Source organism: Herbaspirillum rubrisubalbicans (assembly GCF_003719195.1).
GTDB classification, from domain to species: domain Bacteria; phylum Pseudomonadota; class Gammaproteobacteria; order Burkholderiales; family Burkholderiaceae_D; genus Herbaspirillum; species Herbaspirillum rubrisubalbicans.
Map to the genome: position 1 here is coordinate 4,126,265 of NZ_CP024996.1, position 15,706 is coordinate 4,141,970.

13 protein-coding genes are annotated in these 15,706 nt (G+C 62.7%); 6 read left to right on the forward strand and 7 right to left on the reverse strand.

What is annotated here, in order from left to right; all coding sequences use genetic code 11:
• Window positions 1-29: 29 nt before the first annotated feature.
• The 4 genes from RC54_RS18300 to RC54_RS18315 all read right to left on the reverse strand — a co-directional run bounded on the left by RC54_RS18300 (window position 30) and on the right by RC54_RS18315 (window position 7,117).
• Complete coding sequence (locus RC54_RS18300) at window positions 30-1,520, reverse strand: efflux transporter outer membrane subunit (RefSeq protein ID WP_123020507.1); 1,491 nt, start codon at window positions 1,518-1,520, stop codon at window positions 30-32.
• Between the two features lie 74 nt (window positions 1,521-1,594).
• Window positions 1,595-2,812 carry an efflux RND transporter periplasmic adaptor subunit gene (locus RC54_RS18305; protein ID WP_174526142.1) on the reverse strand — a complete coding sequence of 406 codons (1,218 nt, stop codon included), beginning with the start codon at window positions 2,810-2,812 and terminating at the stop codon, window positions 1,595-1,597.
• An 85-nt stretch (window positions 2,813-2,897) separates the two neighbouring features.
• Window positions 2,898-5,519, reverse strand: a complete 2,622-nt coding sequence (gene mdoH, locus RC54_RS18310; RefSeq protein ID WP_061790343.1) for a glucans biosynthesis glucosyltransferase MdoH — start codon at window positions 5,517-5,519, stop codon at window positions 2,898-2,900.
• Window positions 5,492-7,117, reverse strand: a complete 1,626-nt coding sequence (locus RC54_RS18315) for a glucan biosynthesis protein G (RefSeq protein WP_017453984.1) — start codon at window positions 7,115-7,117, stop codon at window positions 5,492-5,494. Before RC54_RS18315 ends, mdoH begins: the two co-directional genes overlap by 28 nt.
• Before the next feature lie 350 nt (window positions 7,118-7,467).
• Between RC54_RS18315 and RC54_RS18320 the strand changes: the two genes are divergently transcribed.
• Together RC54_RS18320 and RC54_RS18325 are read left to right on the forward strand one after the other, a co-directional pair.
• On the forward strand, window positions 7,468-7,962 hold the full coding sequence (locus RC54_RS18320) for a dihydrofolate reductase (protein ID WP_061790344.1): 495 nt from the start codon (window positions 7,468-7,470) through the stop codon (window positions 7,960-7,962).
• A gap of 212 nt (window positions 7,963-8,174) precedes the next feature.
• A complete protein-coding gene (locus RC54_RS18325) occupies window positions 8,175-10,427 on the forward strand; it encodes an arginine/lysine/ornithine decarboxylase (protein WP_017453986.1) in 2,253 nt (750 codons plus the stop codon).
• A gap of 78 nt (window positions 10,428-10,505) precedes the next feature.
• Here RC54_RS18325 and RC54_RS18330 read toward each other — a convergent pair whose 3' ends face one another.
• On the reverse strand, window positions 10,506-11,036 hold the full coding sequence (locus RC54_RS18330) for a chromate transporter (protein ID WP_058896400.1): 531 nt from the start codon (window positions 11,034-11,036) through the stop codon (window positions 10,506-10,508).
• A complete protein-coding gene (locus tag RC54_RS18335; protein WP_061790345.1) occupies window positions 11,033-11,665 on the reverse strand; it encodes a chromate transporter in 633 nt (210 codons plus the stop codon). Before RC54_RS18335 ends, RC54_RS18330 begins: the two co-directional genes overlap by 4 nt.
• Window positions 11,666-11,765: 100 nt before the next feature.
• Between RC54_RS18335 and RC54_RS18340 the strand changes: the two genes are divergently transcribed.
• The 4 genes from RC54_RS18340 (at window position 11,766) to arsC (ending at window position 15,036) form a co-directional block, all read left to right on the forward strand.
• Window positions 11,766-12,692, forward strand: coding sequence for a LysR family transcriptional regulator (locus RC54_RS18340; RefSeq protein WP_061790346.1), 927 nt, complete (start codon window positions 11,766-11,768; stop codon window positions 12,690-12,692).
• 160 nt (window positions 12,693-12,852) lie between these two features.
• Entirely contained in the window at window positions 12,853-13,185 is a 333-nt protein-coding gene (locus tag RC54_RS18345; RefSeq protein ID WP_061790347.1) for an ArsR/SmtB family transcription factor, read from the forward strand.
• Window positions 13,186-13,273: 88 nt separating this feature from the next.
• Window positions 13,274-14,557 (forward strand): arsenic transporter, encoded by a 1,284-nt coding sequence (locus RC54_RS18350; protein ID WP_061790348.1) that lies wholly within the window; start codon window positions 13,274-13,276, stop codon window positions 14,555-14,557.
• 47 nt (window positions 14,558-14,604) lie between these two features.
• Window positions 14,605-15,036 (forward strand): arsenate reductase (glutaredoxin), encoded by a 432-nt coding sequence (gene arsC, locus RC54_RS18355; protein WP_061790356.1) that lies wholly within the window; start codon window positions 14,605-14,607, stop codon window positions 15,034-15,036.
• Window positions 15,037-15,113: 77 nt separating this feature from the next.
• Here arsC and dcd read toward each other — a convergent pair whose 3' ends face one another.
• On the reverse strand, window positions 15,114-15,683 hold the full coding sequence (gene dcd / locus RC54_RS18360; RefSeq protein WP_017453989.1) for a dCTP deaminase: 570 nt from the start codon (window positions 15,681-15,683) through the stop codon (window positions 15,114-15,116).
• Window positions 15,684-15,706: the final 23 nt, after the last annotated feature.

Consider the following 15,706-nt stretch of genomic DNA (forward strand, 5'->3'; position numbering starts at 1 on the left):
AGCCGGGCCTGCGACGAGCCTGCCGTGGATCAGGAAACGCTGGCCGTGCCGGTTTCGGTCGGTACCTGCTTGTCCTGCCAACCGCCGCCCAGCGCCTTGTAGAGCGACACGGTCGCCTGCAGGCGCTGCAGCTTGATCTGGCCCAACTGGTTCTGCGCCTCCGACAGGGTGCGCTGGGTGTCGAGCACCACCAGCAGATCTTCGGCGCCGGCGCGATAACGGATCTCGGCCAGCTCGAAGGCAAAGCGCGCCTGGTCCACTTCGCCCACCTTCAGGCGATAGCGTTCTTCCAGGCTGCGGATGGCGCCCAGTGCCTTTTCCACTTCCGACAGCGAGGTGATGACACGCTGGCGATAGACCTGCACCAGCTCTTCCTTCTGCGCCTCGGCCAGGGCCTGCTGGTTGCGCAGGTTGCCGCCGTCGAAGATCGGGGCGATCAGGCTGGCGCCCAGACTAGCGAACAGGTTGGGACCATCGAATAGCGACAGCAAGGCACTGCTCTGCGCCCCGGTCGAACCGGTCAGCGAGATGCTGGGAAAGAGCGCAGCCCGCGCCACCGCCACATTGGCATTGGCTGCGGCCAGATTGGCTTCGGCGCGGCGAATATCGGGGCGACGGGTCAAGAGTTCGGAAGGCAAGCCAGCCGAGATGCGCGGCATCTGGATCTTGGCCAGGCCCTTTTCCTCGACCTTGAAATTCTGCGGCGGACGGCCCAACAGGATCGCCAGCGCCGTCTGCGCATCCTGCTCCTGCTGCTGCAGGTCGGGGATCAACTGGCGCTGGTTGGCCAGGGCCGAACGCTGGCGCGCCAGGTCCAGCGGCGAGGCAGCACCGGCGCGGCTTTGCGCCTCCACCAGACGCAGCACGCGCTCGGCATTGTTGACGTTCTGGCGCGCAATCTCCAGCCGGTCGCGCAGCGACAGCACTTGCAGATAGGTGGAGACGATGCCGCTGGTGACGGTGAGGGCCACGGTTTGCTGGTCGTAGCGATTGGCGCGCAGGGTGGCTTCGGCGGCCTCGACCCCGGCGCGGTTCTTGCCCCAGAAATCGATCTCGTAGCTGACCTGCAGGCTGGCGTTGGCCGTATTGGTCGGGGTTCCACCAGAAATGGGCATCTCGCGGGTAGCGCCAGCGCTCAACCCCACATTGGGCAACAGCGGCGCGCCGGCAATGCGGGCCTGGGCCTGGGCCTGCTTCACGCGCGAGTAGGCGGCGGCGATTTCATAATTGTTGCGCTGGCCTTCCTGCACCAGCTCGGACAATTCACTGCTGCCGAACTGTTTCCACCAATCGGTATCTGGCCATAGTTGCTCGGCATGGGCCACATCGGCCGAGGCGCCGCCGCCCCATTTGTCGGGCACCTGCATTTCCAGGATGGGATCGGTCTGCATTTCCCTGGTCACGCAACCGGCCACGGTGAGCACCAGCGTGACGGCCAGGGTCAGGCGCGTCGGGCGTGTCAGGCGCATGAGGCGTGGCAGGGAAGAAGAAGCGGGCGGGAGAGGACTACGCAATGTCATGGCCTTGTGCATCAAAACAGGGAAACGAGGCCGCCCTGCCCGGCAAAGCCTCTACTGTACATCAAGCGCGCCGGCTAGCGGGATGGCGCCCCGGCGTTGCCGGCGCCCTCCGGCTGCGGCGGATTGGCCGGCAGCAGCACCTGCTCGCCTTCCTTGAGGCCCGACAGTACCTGGGCACGCTCGCCATCGCGAATGCCGATCTTGATCTTGCGGCTCTCCAATGTGCCATCGGCCAGCACCACCTTGACCGTCTGCGTGCCATCCATGCCGGGCTTGGTCACCAGCGTGCGCGGGATGGTCGGCACGTGTTCGGCACGGGCCAGCACGAAATAGACATCGGCACTCATGCCGCTCATCAGTTCGCGGCTGGGATTGGCCACATCGAAGAGCACCGTGTAATACGCCTTCTTGCCCTGGCGACCGGAGTCGTCGGTGGGCAGCAGCATGATCTGGCGCAGCTTGCCGCTCCAGCGCTTGCCAGGATAGCCAGGCGTGGTGAAGTAGGCGGTCATGCCCTTTTGCAGGCGGGTCACGTCTTCTTCGGCCACCGGCACCTGCACCGTCATGCGCGACAGATCGGCAATGCGCATCAACACTTCCTGGTTGGCGCCGACCATCTGGCCGGGGCGCGCATTCAAGGTGACGATGGTACCGTTGGCCGGGGCTTCGATGCGGGTCTGTTTCTGCACCGCTTCATCCTCGCGAATGGCCGCCTCGGTCTGCTGGATCTGGGCATTGGTGGCATCTACCCGCGAGGCTGCCGCAGCCATGTTCATGCGGCTGGATTCGTAGGATTCTTCGCGGGTGGCGTTCTCGGCCTTCAACTGGGTCTGGCGCTGGAACTGCAGCTGGGCAAAGTCGAGCTGGGCATTCTGGCCGGCCAGCTCGGCCTTCAGGCGTGCCAGCGTGGCACGATTGCTCTCGATGCGGCTGCTCTGCACGGCCGGCGCCACGGTGGCCAGCAGACGCCCGGCCTTGACCGTTTCGCCGATCACCACATCCACATCCGATATCTGGCCGGCCACCTTGGAACCCACGTCCACGTAATCCTGCGCCACCACGTTGCCGGTGGCATTGACTACCTGCTCCAGGTCGGCCCGCTCCACAGTCACCGTTTCCAGCTTGACCGGAATCGGCTTGGCCGCCGGCGGCACCGGTTGCTGGCGCGAATACAGCCAGTAACCACCGCCCAGCACCAGCACCAGCGCCAGCGCGCTGCCCCACATCTTCTGGCGGGCAGGCGTGTGGGTGGTGGGGACGATATGCGGAAGTGGGTCGTGCGGCTCGGTCATGATGGCTTGCGGCAAACGGAAAGGATGATCCCAGAAAATGATGACGGCCGAATGTCTTCGGCCGTCCCGCTCACAATCCGCCCCCTCAGGCGGCCAGTGCCGGTGGTACTTGGCGTTCCAGGGCGGCGCGCCAGTCCGCATGGACCTCGGGCACGCCGCTCCAGACCGCCTGGTGCAGTTGCGACAGCAGGCCCGGTTCTTCCAGGATGCTGTTCTTCTGCTTGTCGTTCAGTGCATCCGGGCCGTCTTTCAAGGCGGTGCGCACCAGCTTCTCGCGCAGGTGCCGGGTCAGTTGCGGCACCTGCGGATGGGCGTGCGCGGTGGCGCAGACCAGGGCATTGAAGGAAGGATCGACCACTGCCTCGACAAAGCCGGGCAAGGGCGGTGTCTGTTCATGATGGCGCACGGTCTCGCGCAGTTCGAACGGCGGCGAGGTCTCTTCTGGAATCTTGAACAGACCCGCACGGCGGAAACCCCGGCCATAGCTCACGCGCGAAGACAGCACCGACACCGGCACCGACACCGCCAGCGAGCCGGCGATGGGAATCAACCACCAGATGAAGGATGGATTGAGCCAGTACACCAGCGCACCCCAGGCCAGGCCCAGTAGCGAATGCCAGCCGTGGCGACGCATTGCCTCGCCCCAGCCGGTTTCATTGTCGGCGCGCGGCGGCGACTTCCAGCCGGCATTCCAGCCCAGAAAAGCGCCCAGCACGAAGCGGGTATGGAACAGCATTCGCACCGGCGCCAGTGCCATCGAAAACAGCAGTTCGATCAACATGCTCAGCAGCAGCGCCAGCGCACCGCCGAAGCCGCGCGCGCCCTTCACCGCAAACAGCAGCACCGCCAGGATCTTGGGTAGGAACAGGATAGTAGCGGTGGCCGAGACCAGCGCCAGGGCCTTCTCGGGATGCCATTCAGGCCAGATCGGGAACAACTGGCGCGGCGCCGTGAAGTATTGCGGATCGATCAGCGTATGGGCAGCCAGCAGCACGGTGGAGAGGATCAGGAACAAGCCCCACAACGGCGCCGATACATAGGCCATCACACCGGTGACGAACACGGCCCGATGCACGATATGCATCCCGCGCGCCAGGAACAGGCGGAAGTTCATCAGGTTGCCCTGGCACCAGCGACGGTCGCGGCTCAACTCATCGAGCAGGTTGGGCGGCATTTCTTCGTAGCTGCCATCGAGGTCGTAGGCGATCCAGACCGACCAGCCGGCACGCCGCATGAGCGAAGCTTCCACGAAGTCGTGCGACATGATAGGCCCGGACAGATTGCCCTTGCCCGGCAGCGGTGCCAGCGCACAATACTTCATGAAGGGTTGCAGGCGGATGATGGCGTTGTGGCCCCAGAAGTGCGATTCACCCAGTTGCCAGTAGTGCAGGCCGGCAGTAAAGAGTGGCCCGTACACGCGGGTCGAGAATTGCTGGATGCGGGCATACAGCGTATCGCGACCGGCCGCACGCGGCGCGGTCTGGATGATGCCGGCGCCGGGATGGGCTTCCATCAGGCGGGTCAGCTTGGTGAGGCAATCGCCGGTCATGACGCTGTCGGCGTCGAGCACCACCATGTAGCGGTAATCGGCGCCCCAGCGGCGGCAGAAGTCATCCAGGTTGCCGCTCTTGCGCTTGACGCGGCGGCGACGATGGCGATAGAAGATGCGCCCGAAGCCACCGGTTTCGCGGCACAGGCGATTCCACGCAGCAGTTTCCGCCGCGCAGATATCGGCCTCGCCACTGTCGGAGAGGATGAAGAAATCGAAATGCGCGATCTGCCCGGTGCGCTCCAGCGACTCGTAGGTGGCGCGCAGGCCAGCGAAGACGCGTGCCACGTCTTCGTTACAGATGGGCATGACGATGGCAGTGCGTGCCTCGGGGGCAATCTCGGTGTTGCCGGCCTTTTCGTGAGAGATCAGATATTTGTCATCTCCCCGCATCAAGACCAGGAAACCCGTCATGGCCGTCCAGAACCCGGCCGACACCCACAGGAACAGCAGCCCGAACAGGAACAGCACCACCATCTCCAGCGGCTTGGTGCCGTGATAGGGCAGCACATCGCTCATGAAATAGGTCGCCATCGAGGTCTGCAACACCATCAGGATCAGCAGCGTGATGCGGCGCACGTTGCCGGTGTGCTGCCAGTGGCCCTTGGGATCGGGCGCCTCGGACTGGTCCAGGTGGTCTTCGATGTAGCGCGGTTCGTCATCCACCACTTCCGGCTCGACCGCCTTGGCGCGGCCCTTGCGGGCGCGGCGCCAGCGGCTGGGGCGGCGCTCCAGGCGGCGGTTTTCCTCTTCCACCCAGCGCGCGAAGGGATTCAACTCGCCCCAGGGACGCGGCACCATGGACTTGCGATGCATGGGCGGGCCCACCGGAATGCGCGGCTGGCCGCGCTCTTCTGCGATGGGCGGAACCGCCGCGCTGGCTACCGGCTCGGCCGCAGTGGCCTCTGGATACATCAGGCGCAAGCGCGCATCGACCGAAGCCTGGGCGGCCACCGGCAAGGTGCTGGCATCGCGCCCGGAGGCCTCGGCCAGCACGCGGTGCAGGTCGGCCACCGGATCGCCAGAGCCGATTGCACCCGCGCGCGCGGCCAGGTCCTGGCGTTGCGCAGGCGACAGCGGCAGGCGCGCGAGGTAATCCTCCAGCGCCTGCGAAGCTGCCGAAGTCTGCCTTAGTTGGGGGGTAATATGTAGCTCCACGTTTCAGACAAGGTTGTGCCGCCATTGGCATTGCGCAGGAAACCGCGCAGCTCGACAGGCTTGTTTTCTTCCAGACGGCGCAGCTTGACTTCCACGCGCCAGCCGCCGGTCACGTCATTCTTGCGGGTGGTCACGCTGGCCAGCTTGCCATTGGCATCGGCCTCGACCACGCCTTCCACGCGCGCATTGGCGGGCAGCTTCTTGAGGTTGGCGCCGTCGAAGTCGATCGACAATTGCTGAACCTCTTCGGCCTTGCTCTCCTGCTTGGGACGATAGCCATGACCGAACAGGGTCTGCGTCACGTAAGCCAGCGGCGGACGTTTTTCATTGTCCTTCTGCCAGGACAAGCGGTATTCCACATTGAAAGGCTGGCCAGGCTTGGGCAGCGTATTGGGAATCCAGTAGGCCACGATGTTGTCGTTGGTCTCATCGGGCGTGGGGATCTGCACCAGCTCCACCCGGCCCGAACCCCACTTGCCCTTGGGCTCGACCCAGGCGCTGGGACGCGACTGGTAGTTGTAGTCCAGGTCTTCGTAGTGCGAGAAGCTGCGGTCGCGCTGCATCAGGCCAAAGCCCAAGGGATTGTCGAAGGAGAACGAAGTCACCAGCAGGCGCTTGGGGTTCACCAGCGGACGCCACAGCCATTCGCCGGTCCCCGACTGCATGGACAGGCCATCCGAATCATGCACTTCCGGCCGGAAGTCGTCTGCCGGACCGGGCTGGTTCTCGCCGAACAGGAACATGCTGGTCAGCGGGGCGATGCCCAGCTTGGTGACGTTGCTGCGCAGGTAGAGCTGGGCCTTGACGTCCATGACGGTATCGACACCCGGCTTCAAGACGAAGCGATAGGCACCGGTGGCGCGCGGCGAATCCAGCAGCGCGTAGATCACCAGTTCCTTGGCATCGGCAGAGGGGCGCTCCAGCCAGAACTCGGTGAAGCGCGGAAATTCCTCGCCCGAATAGAGCGCGGTATCGATGGCCAGGCCGCGTGCCGACAGGCCGTAGCTCTGGCCTTTGCCCATGGCGCGGAAGTAGCTGGCGCCATGGAAGGTCAGCACGTCATCCTTGACCTTGGGCGAATTGAGCGGGAAGCGGATACGGAAACCCGCAAAGCCGATATTGCGCAGGCTGCGCGGATCGACGCTGCGATTGGCGCTGTAGTCGAACAGGGCCGGGCTGAAATGAATCTCGCGCACGGCGTCGCCCACCACTTCATTGATCTTGATCGGCTCGGTGTAGCTGCCGCCCAGGTGAATGAAGGAAAGTTCAAAGGGCAGCTTCTGCGCGCGCCAGTAAGACTTGTCGTCGCGGAAGTAGAGCTGACTGGCCTGCTCGTAGCTCAAGTCCTTGAGCGACTTGGGCAGGTCATCCGCGGGTTTCTTGTAGGACTTGCCGGCCAACGCCTTGGCGCGCGCGGCCACCGTATTGAAATCGAAAGCCAGGGCAGCCTGCGGCAAGGCCAGCGCCAGCAGACCCGCCAGGGCTGCGGGAGCGGCCAGACGGCGCCACCAGGTCAATCGTGCGGCACGCGGCGGGGAGCGATGTCCCTGGCCTGGCCCGGAGGTGGTGTAAAGCAGCATTATTGTTTTGTCTGACATGCAATTTTCTGGTTGAGAGCCCTGCGCTGACGCCCAAGGCCATGGCACCAGCCCGAAGGCAGGCGCTAGTTTACCCAAATGTTGCGGGGAGTGTTCATATGGATGGCGTGGTTTAGCCATTTAAGTTCAGCATTGACCACCGGCAAGCTGCGCCGCCCGGTGCAGTCGGACTGCCATGGCAGGCGTGCTTGCGGAAGTTTGGTTCACCTATAAGGGCAGGCGCAGGTGCAGAAAGTTCCGTGCCGCAGCATAGCTCCTGTAACATTATGCTTCTGACGACAGCACCACCGGCCCAGCTGGCGGCGCTCTTTACATCCGTTACACCTGTTCCAGGCAAGCACAGCCCCAGCATGAGCACTTCTTCCGGCCAACTCACCATCATCGTCGCCACCGACCTCAACAACGGCATCGGCATCCGCAACACCCTGCCCTGGCATTTGCCGGAAGACCTGGCCCACTTCAAACGCACCACCTCGGGGCATACCATCCTGATGGGCCGCAAGACCTTCGAATCGATCGGCCGGCCGCTGCCCAACCGCCGCAACATCGTCATCACCCGCAATGCCCTGTGGCAACACTCCGGCGTGGAAACGGCAGGCTCGCTGGCGCAGGCCGCCGCATTGGCCGGCGCTGCACCCGCCTTCATCATCGGTGGCGCCCAGGTCTATGCCGAAGCCCTGCCGCTGGTGGATCGCCTCATCATCACCCGCATTGCACGGGCCTTCGAGTGCGATGCGTTCTTCCCGGCCATCGATGAAGAGCTCTGGCAAGAGACCGCGCGCGAGCAGCACCACGCCGAAACTTCCGGATTGGACTACGCTTTTGTGACATACGAAAGACGTTGACAGAGACGGCCCGGCAGGGTGTTGTTTTTTCCCGTTTTTGCTTAAACTGCGCACCTCTTTAGCGCAGTTGGCGCGCACATGGCGCGCATATCTGCGACAATCCCGCTTTCATTTTTCCGGCGCGCAAGCACTGCCAGCCCAGGCGCTTTTCTTTTGACCCCCTGCGCGCGTAGGCCGACCCGGCTTCCCGCGCGCGAAGCCTGGAGAAATCCATGAAATTCCGATTCCCCATCGTCATCATCGACGAAGACTTCCGCTCCGAAAATACCTCAGGCCTGGGCATCCGCGCCCTGGCCGACGCCATCGAAGCCGAAGGCATGGAAGTACTGGGCGTGACCAGCTATGGCGACCTGGCCCAGTTCGCCCAGCAGCAGTCGCGCGCCTCGGCCTTCATCCTGTCCATCGACGATGAAGAAATGGGCGCAGGTTCCGACGAAGAAACCGACTTCGCCCTGAAGGCCCTGCGTGCGTTCGTGAGCGAAATCCGTCATAAAAACGCCGACATCCCCATCTACCTCTACGGTGAAACCCGCACCTCGCGCCACATTCCCAACGATGTGCTGCGCGAACTGCACGGTTTCATTCATATGTTCGAAGACACGCCGGAGTTCGTGGCCCGCCACATCATCCGCGAAGCCAAGTCCTACCTGGACGGCCTGGCGCCGCCGTTCTTCCGCGCCCTGGTCGATTACGCCCAGGATGGCTCCTACTCCTGGCATTGCCCCGGCCACTCCGGCGGCGTGGCCTTCCTGAAGTCGCCCGTGGGCCAGATGTTCCACCAGTTCTTCGGCGAACGCATGTTGCGCGCCGACGTCTGCAACGCCGTGGAAGAACTGGGCCAACTGCTGGACCACACCGGCCCGGTGGCCAACTCGGAGCGCAATGCGGCGCGCATCTTCAATGCCGACCACTGCTACTTCGTCACCAACGGCACCTCGACTTCCAACAAGATGGTCTGGCACTCCACCGTGGCGCCCGGCGACATCGTCGTGGTGGACCGCAACTGCCACAAGTCCATCCTGCACTCCATCATCATGACCGGCGCGATCCCCGTGTTCCTGATGCCCACGCGTAACCACCTGGGCATCATCGGCCCGATCCCGCTGGAAGAGTTCACCCTGGAAAGCATCCAGAAGAAGATCGAAGCCAATCCCTTCGCCCGCGAAGCCAAGAACAAGAAGCCGCGCATCCTGACCATCACGCAATCGACCTACGACGGCGTGGTCTACAACGTCGAAACGCTCAAGGACATGCTCGACGGCGAGATCGAGACCCTGCACTTCGACGAAGCCTGGCTGCCGCACGCCACCTTCCACGACTTCTACAAGGACATGCACGCCATCGGCAAGGACCGTCCGCGCGCCAAGAAGTCGCTGATCTTCTCGACCCAATCGACCCACAAGCTGCTGGCTGGCCTGTCGCAAGCCTCGCAGATCCTGGTGCGCGAGTCCGAAACCGTGAAGCTCGACGAAGACGCCTTCAACGAAGCCTTCCTGATGCACACCTCGACCTCGCCGCAATACTCCATCATCGCCTCCTGCGACGTGGCCGCGGCCATGATGGAAGCACCGGGCGGCACCGCGCTGGTGGAAGAAAGCATCCTGGAGGCGCTGGACTTCCGCCGCGCCATGAAGAAGATCGACCAGGAATTCGGCGATGAGTGGTGGTTCCAGGTCTGGGGCCCCAACAGCTTCGCCGCTGACGGCATCGGCGAGCGCGAGGATTGGGTCATCAAGGCCGAGGACGACTGGCACGGTTTCGGCAACCTGGCGCCGGGCTTCAACATGCTGGACCCGATCAAGGCCACCATCGTCACCCCCGGTCTGGCCCTGAACGGCCAGTTCGGCGAGAGCGGCATCCCGGCTTCCATCGTGACCAAGTACCTGGCCGAGCACGGCGTGATCGTGGAAAAGTGCGGCCTGTACTCGTTCTTCATCATGTTCACCATCGGTATCACCAAGGGCCGCTGGAACACCCTGGTGACGGCCTTGCAGCAGTTCAAGGACGACTACGACAAGAACGCCCCGATCTGGCGCATCCTGCCCGAGTTCGCCCAGCGCAACCACCGCTACGAGCGTCTCGGCCTGCGCGACCTGTGCCAGCAGATCCACGAGACCTACCGTGCCTACGACGTGGCGCGCCTGACCACCGAGATGTACCTCTCGGACATGCAGCCGGCCATGAAACCTTCGGACGCCTTCGCCAAGATGGCCCACCGCGAAATCGATCGCGTGCCCCTGGACGAACTGGAAGGTCGCGTCACCTCGATCCTGTTGACCCCGTATCCGCCGGGCATTCCGCTGTTGATCCCGGGCGAGATCTTCAACAAGACCATCGTCGACTACCTGAAGTTTGCGCGTGATTTCAACGAGAAATTCCCCGGCTTCGAAACCGACGTGCACGGTCTGGTCAAGCGCGAAGTCAATGGCCGCCGCGATTACTTCGTGGATTGCGTCAAGCAGTAAGTCTCAGCGCTGCCAAGCAAAAAGCCGATGCCTGCGAGGGCATCGGCTTTTTTCATGCTACCGCATGAGGCGATCAGCTCAGAAGGTGCCGAGATAGAAGTACCCCGCCAAGGCCCCGCCAAACAACAACCACAGCGGATGAATCTTGGTCTTGAGCGCGATGATGGCAGTTGCTGCCGTGATCGCCGCCAGGAAGCCATGGGTGATCGAGGCCTGCGTGATCAACAGCGCCGAGGCCGCCACCAGACCGCCCGTCACCGGCAGCAGGCCAGCCTGCACGTGACGCCGCCAGGGCTTGTCCTTGAACCTCTCCCAGACGTGCAACATGATGACGGTGATGATTGAGGACGGCCCGAACTTGGCCAGGCTGGTCACCAGCATCCCCCAGAAACCGGCCACATGCCAGCCCACCAAGGTGACCACCATCAGGTTGGGACCGGGCGCGGCCTGGCCCAGGGCGAACAGCGCGCTGAAATCCTCGGCGCTCATCCAGTGATGTACCTCCACCACCTGGCGCTGCATCTCCGGCAGGATGGTATTGCCGCCACCGAAGGCCAGCACCGACAACTGCGTGAAGATGATAGCCAATGCGATCAGGGTCTGGCTCATTGCGCGCCCTCCTGCTTGACGGCATCCGGCTTCGCTGCGACCTGCGGCTTGGCCGCAAAGCGCTCGCCATAGCGCGCCGTGAGGAAGATGCTGATCGGCGTCATCACCAGCATCACCCACAGCAGCGGGATGCGCAGCAAGGCGATGGCGATGAAACAGGCCACCGCCACGGCAGCCAGCACCACGTTCTTGCGCAGCGGCAGGGTGATCTTGACCGCCATCTGGATCAGCAGACCGGCTGCGGCTGCGGCCAACCCGGCAAAGAGGTGCTTGACGTTGGGATCGTGCTGGAAGTGCTGGTAGATCATGCCCAGCAGGATCACCACCACGGACGGCACGGCGATGAGTCCGGTAATGCCTGCCAACGCGCCCTTCCAGCCGCGGAACTTCATGCCCAGCGCCACCGACAGGTTGATGATGTTGCCCCCCGGGAGGAACTGGCACAGCCCCAGCAGCTCGACGAATTCGGCGTCGGTGAGCCAGCGGCGACGCTCCACGATCATGCACTGCGCCAAGGGTAGCGCACCGCCGAAGGCGGTCATGCCCAGGCCGAGAAAGCCCAGGAATATTTCTCTGGTGGTGGGGATAGGCCGCTCAGGGGCCAGCAGGTCAGGAGTGCTCATCATCATCTCGTGCGGAGGCGGCGTGATTGCCGCATGAACGAAAGGCTACTCTTGGGGAGTGTTTTTGTCTAATATATGTCAACCACACCATTCATATTATTAAGATATGTCACCTTCCATCGACCTGCGCCTGCTGCGCTACTTCATCGCCGTGGCCGAAGAAGGCCATCTCACCAAGGCCGCCGAGCGCATCGGCATCCAGCAGCCGCCGCTGTCGCAACAGATCCGCCTGCTGGAGCGCGAACTGGGCGTGACGCTGTTCAACCGCCTGCCGCGCGGCATGGAACTGACCGACAGCGGCACGGCACTGCTCACCGACGCCCGCGCCCTGCTGGCGCAACTGGACACCACGGTGGCCAGCGTGCGCCGCATCGCCCAGGGCAAGATGGGCCGCATCGCGGTGGGCTTCACCGAATCCGCGTCGCTGCATCCCTTCGTGCACTCGGTGATCCGCGCCTTCCGCGCCGATGCGCCGGACGTGGTGATGACGGTGGAAGAAAGCAATACCAATGAACTGATCGAAGCACTGCGCGCCAAGCGTCTCGATCTGGCCTTCGTGCGCTCGCCGGTGGGCGACGCCAGCGGCCTGACCATCGAAACCATGCTGGTGGAAGAGATGGTCGCCGCACTGCCCATCGACCATCCGCTGGCCGAGCACGGCAAGCGCAAGAGCATCGCCCTGCACGCACTGGCCGAGCAAGCCTTCATCATGACGCGCCGGCCCAACGGCCCTGGGCTGTACGACACCATCATCGCCGCCTGCCATGCGGCCGGCTTTTCACCGCAGGTGACCCAGGAGGCGCGCAAGAATCTCTCCACGCTCTCGCTGGTGGCCGCCGGTGTGGGGGTGGCGGTGATCCCGGCGTCGATGACGCGGGTCAATGCGGAGGGCGTGGTGTACCTGAAGCTGACCGGCGCGCCCGAGCTGAAAGCCCCGCTGCACTTGGCTTACCGGACCGGCAGCATCAGCGGTGCGGCGCGCCTGATGCGCGAAGAGGCCTTGAAATTGAGTGCGGGGCGCAAGCGGCGTTGATATCTGCTGCATATGGCAAGTTGCAGATCCATACAAAGCAGGCTTGCAGCCGATGAGAGTATGGTTTTCAACTTGAAGATAGGCAGCGATGGGGAAACGGACTCTTGCATCAATCCAATATTTCAACAATAATTGAAATATTGGATTGAAGGAGAGCGACATGGAAACCAAGACCGTCATCACCGCACTGGCCGCATTAGCCCAGGAATCACGCCTGGCCATCTTCCGACACCTGGTTCAGCTTGGGCCCGAAGGCTGCGCCGCCAGCAAGATCGGAGAGACCTTGGACATCGCACCCTCGTCCGTATCGTTCCATATGAAAGAACTGTCACACGCTGGCCTGGTGAGCTCCCGCCAGGAGGGGCGTTTCGTCATCTACGCGGCCAACTACGGCGCAATGAATGAAGTATTGGGTTTCCTGACGGATAACTGCTGCGGCGGCAATCCTTGTTCGCCCGTGAGCGCCTGCCGCGAACCGTCCACCACCAGGTAACCAGCAGCAGGAACCATCAGGCAGAGTTCATCATGACCACCCACCGGGTTAACCCGGTGCCCTCTCATTTCTTGACCAAGGATAGAAAGTGCTGAGTGCTCTTGTCATCTTCCTGCTCACCCTGATGTTTGTCATCTGGCAGCCCAAGGGACTGGGCATCGGCTGGAGCGCCTGTGCCGGCGCGGCCGTGGCGCTGGCGGCCGGCGTCATCCATCTTTCGGATATCCCGGTGGTCTGGCATATCGTCTGGAACGCTACCGCTACCTTCATCGCCATCATCATCATCAGCCTGTTGCTGGACAAGGCCGGCTTTTTTGAGTGGGCCGCCTTGCATGTAGCGCGCTGGGGAGGCGGACGCGGGCGTCTGCTGTTCGTGCTGCTGGTCCTGTTGGGCGCGGCGGTATCGGCCCTGTTCGCCAACGATGGCGCTGCACTGATCCTCACACCCATCGTCATCGCCATGCTGCTGGCGCTTCGCTTTTCGCCGCAGGCAACGCTGGCCTTCGTGATGGCGGCCGGCTTCATCGCCGACACGGCAAGCCTGCCGCTGGTGGTGTCGAACCTGGTCAATATCGTCTCGGCGGACTTCTTCAAGATCGGATTCGCGCAATATGCCTCGATCATGATCCCGGTGGACATGGTCTCGATCGTAGCGACGCTTATCGTCCTGTTCATCTACTTCCGTCGCGATATCCCCCAACACTATGACCTCACGCAGTTGCAAGAAGCCGCCGCAGCCATCCAGGATCGAGCGACCTTCGTCGCCGGCTGGTGGGTGCTTGCGCTGCTGCTGGTGGGATTTTTCTGGCTGGAAGATATGGGCGTACCGATCAGCGCCGTGGCGGCAGCCGGCGCAGTGATTCTTCTGGCGGTCGCAGGCAAAGGCCAAGTCATTTCCACGCGTGAAGTCATCAAGGGCGCGCCCTGGCAGGTCGTGTTCTTCTCGCTGGGGATGTACCTGGTGGTGTATGGACTGCGCAATGCGGGGCTGACCGACCACCTCACGGGCGTGCTGAATGGTCTTGCCGAACATGGCGTCTGGAGCGCTGCGCTCGGCACCGGTTTCCTGACGGCCTTGCTGTCCTCCATCATGAATAACATGCCTACGGTGCTGGTCGGCGCATTATCGATCGAGGCCACCACCGCGCAGGGCGTGGTGAAGGAGGCAATGATCTACGCCAACGTCATTGGCAGCGACCTTGGCCCCAAGATCACCCCCATCGGCAGCCTGGCCACCTTGCTGTGGCTGCACGTGCTGGACCAGAAAAACATTCATATTTCCTGGGGCTATTATTTTCGGGTGGGAGCATTGTTGACGCTACCGGTTCTGCTGATCACCCTGTCCGCTCTGGCGATCAGACTGGGGGGATGAACAGGATGGCCCTGCCCGCTCTGTCAACTTCTACACAGGTATTCATCATGACCACGATCTACCATAACCCAGCATGTGGCACCTCCCGCAACACCCTGGCCATGATCCGCAACAGCGGTGAAGAGCCGACGATCATCCAGTACCTGCAACACCCGCCCAGCCGCGAGCAACTGGTCAGGATGATTCAGGATGCCGGTCTGACGGTGCGCGACGCCATCCGTCAAAAAGGGACGCCCTACGCCGAGTTGGGCCTGGATGACCTCGCTCTGAGCGACGACCAGTTGCTCGATGCCATGCTGGCCCACCCCATTCTGATCAACAGGCCGTTTGTGGTGACGTCCAAGGGAACCCGGCTGTGTCGCCCCTCCGAGCTGGTGCTGGACATCCTGGAACACCCTCAGCAAGGTGCTTTCACCAAGGAAGACGGCGAAGTGGTGGTCAATGCGGAGGGCCAGAGAAACACGCTGCCAGGTGCTTAGTCACCCTATCCAGCCACCCCAATGCAGAAGCAGAAAGACCTTTTATATTATTTATATCATTTGAACGATCATGCCCATCAGGTCTTGGGCAAGGTCACCCCATGCTGCCCCTGGTACTTGCCGCCGCGATCCTTGTAGGAGGTTTCGCAGATTTCATCGCTCTCGAAAAACAGCACCTGGGCACAGCCTTCGCCGGCATAGATCTTGGCCGGTAGCGGTGTGGTGTTGGAGAACTCCAGGGTGACGTAGCCCTCCCATTCCGGCTCGAAGGGGGTGACGTTGACGATGATGCCGCAACGCGCATAGGTGGACTTGCCCAGGCAGATGGTCAGCACGCTACGCGGGATGCGGAAGTATTCGACGGTACGGGCCAGGGCGAAGGAGTTGGGTGGGATGATGCAGACATCGCCCTTGAAATCGACGAAGGATTTTTCATCGAAGTTCTTGGGGTCGACGATGGTCGAATTGATGTTGGTGAAGATCTTGAATTCGTTGGCGCAACGGATATCGTAGCCATAGGACGAAGTACCGTAGGAAACGATCTTGCTGCCATCGGCCGCCTGACGCACCTGACCGGGCTCGTAGGGTTCGATCATTCCTTCCTGCTCCGCCATGCGGCGGATCCACTTGTCTGACTTGATGGCCATGGTTGTTCGAGGTTTCCGACTGA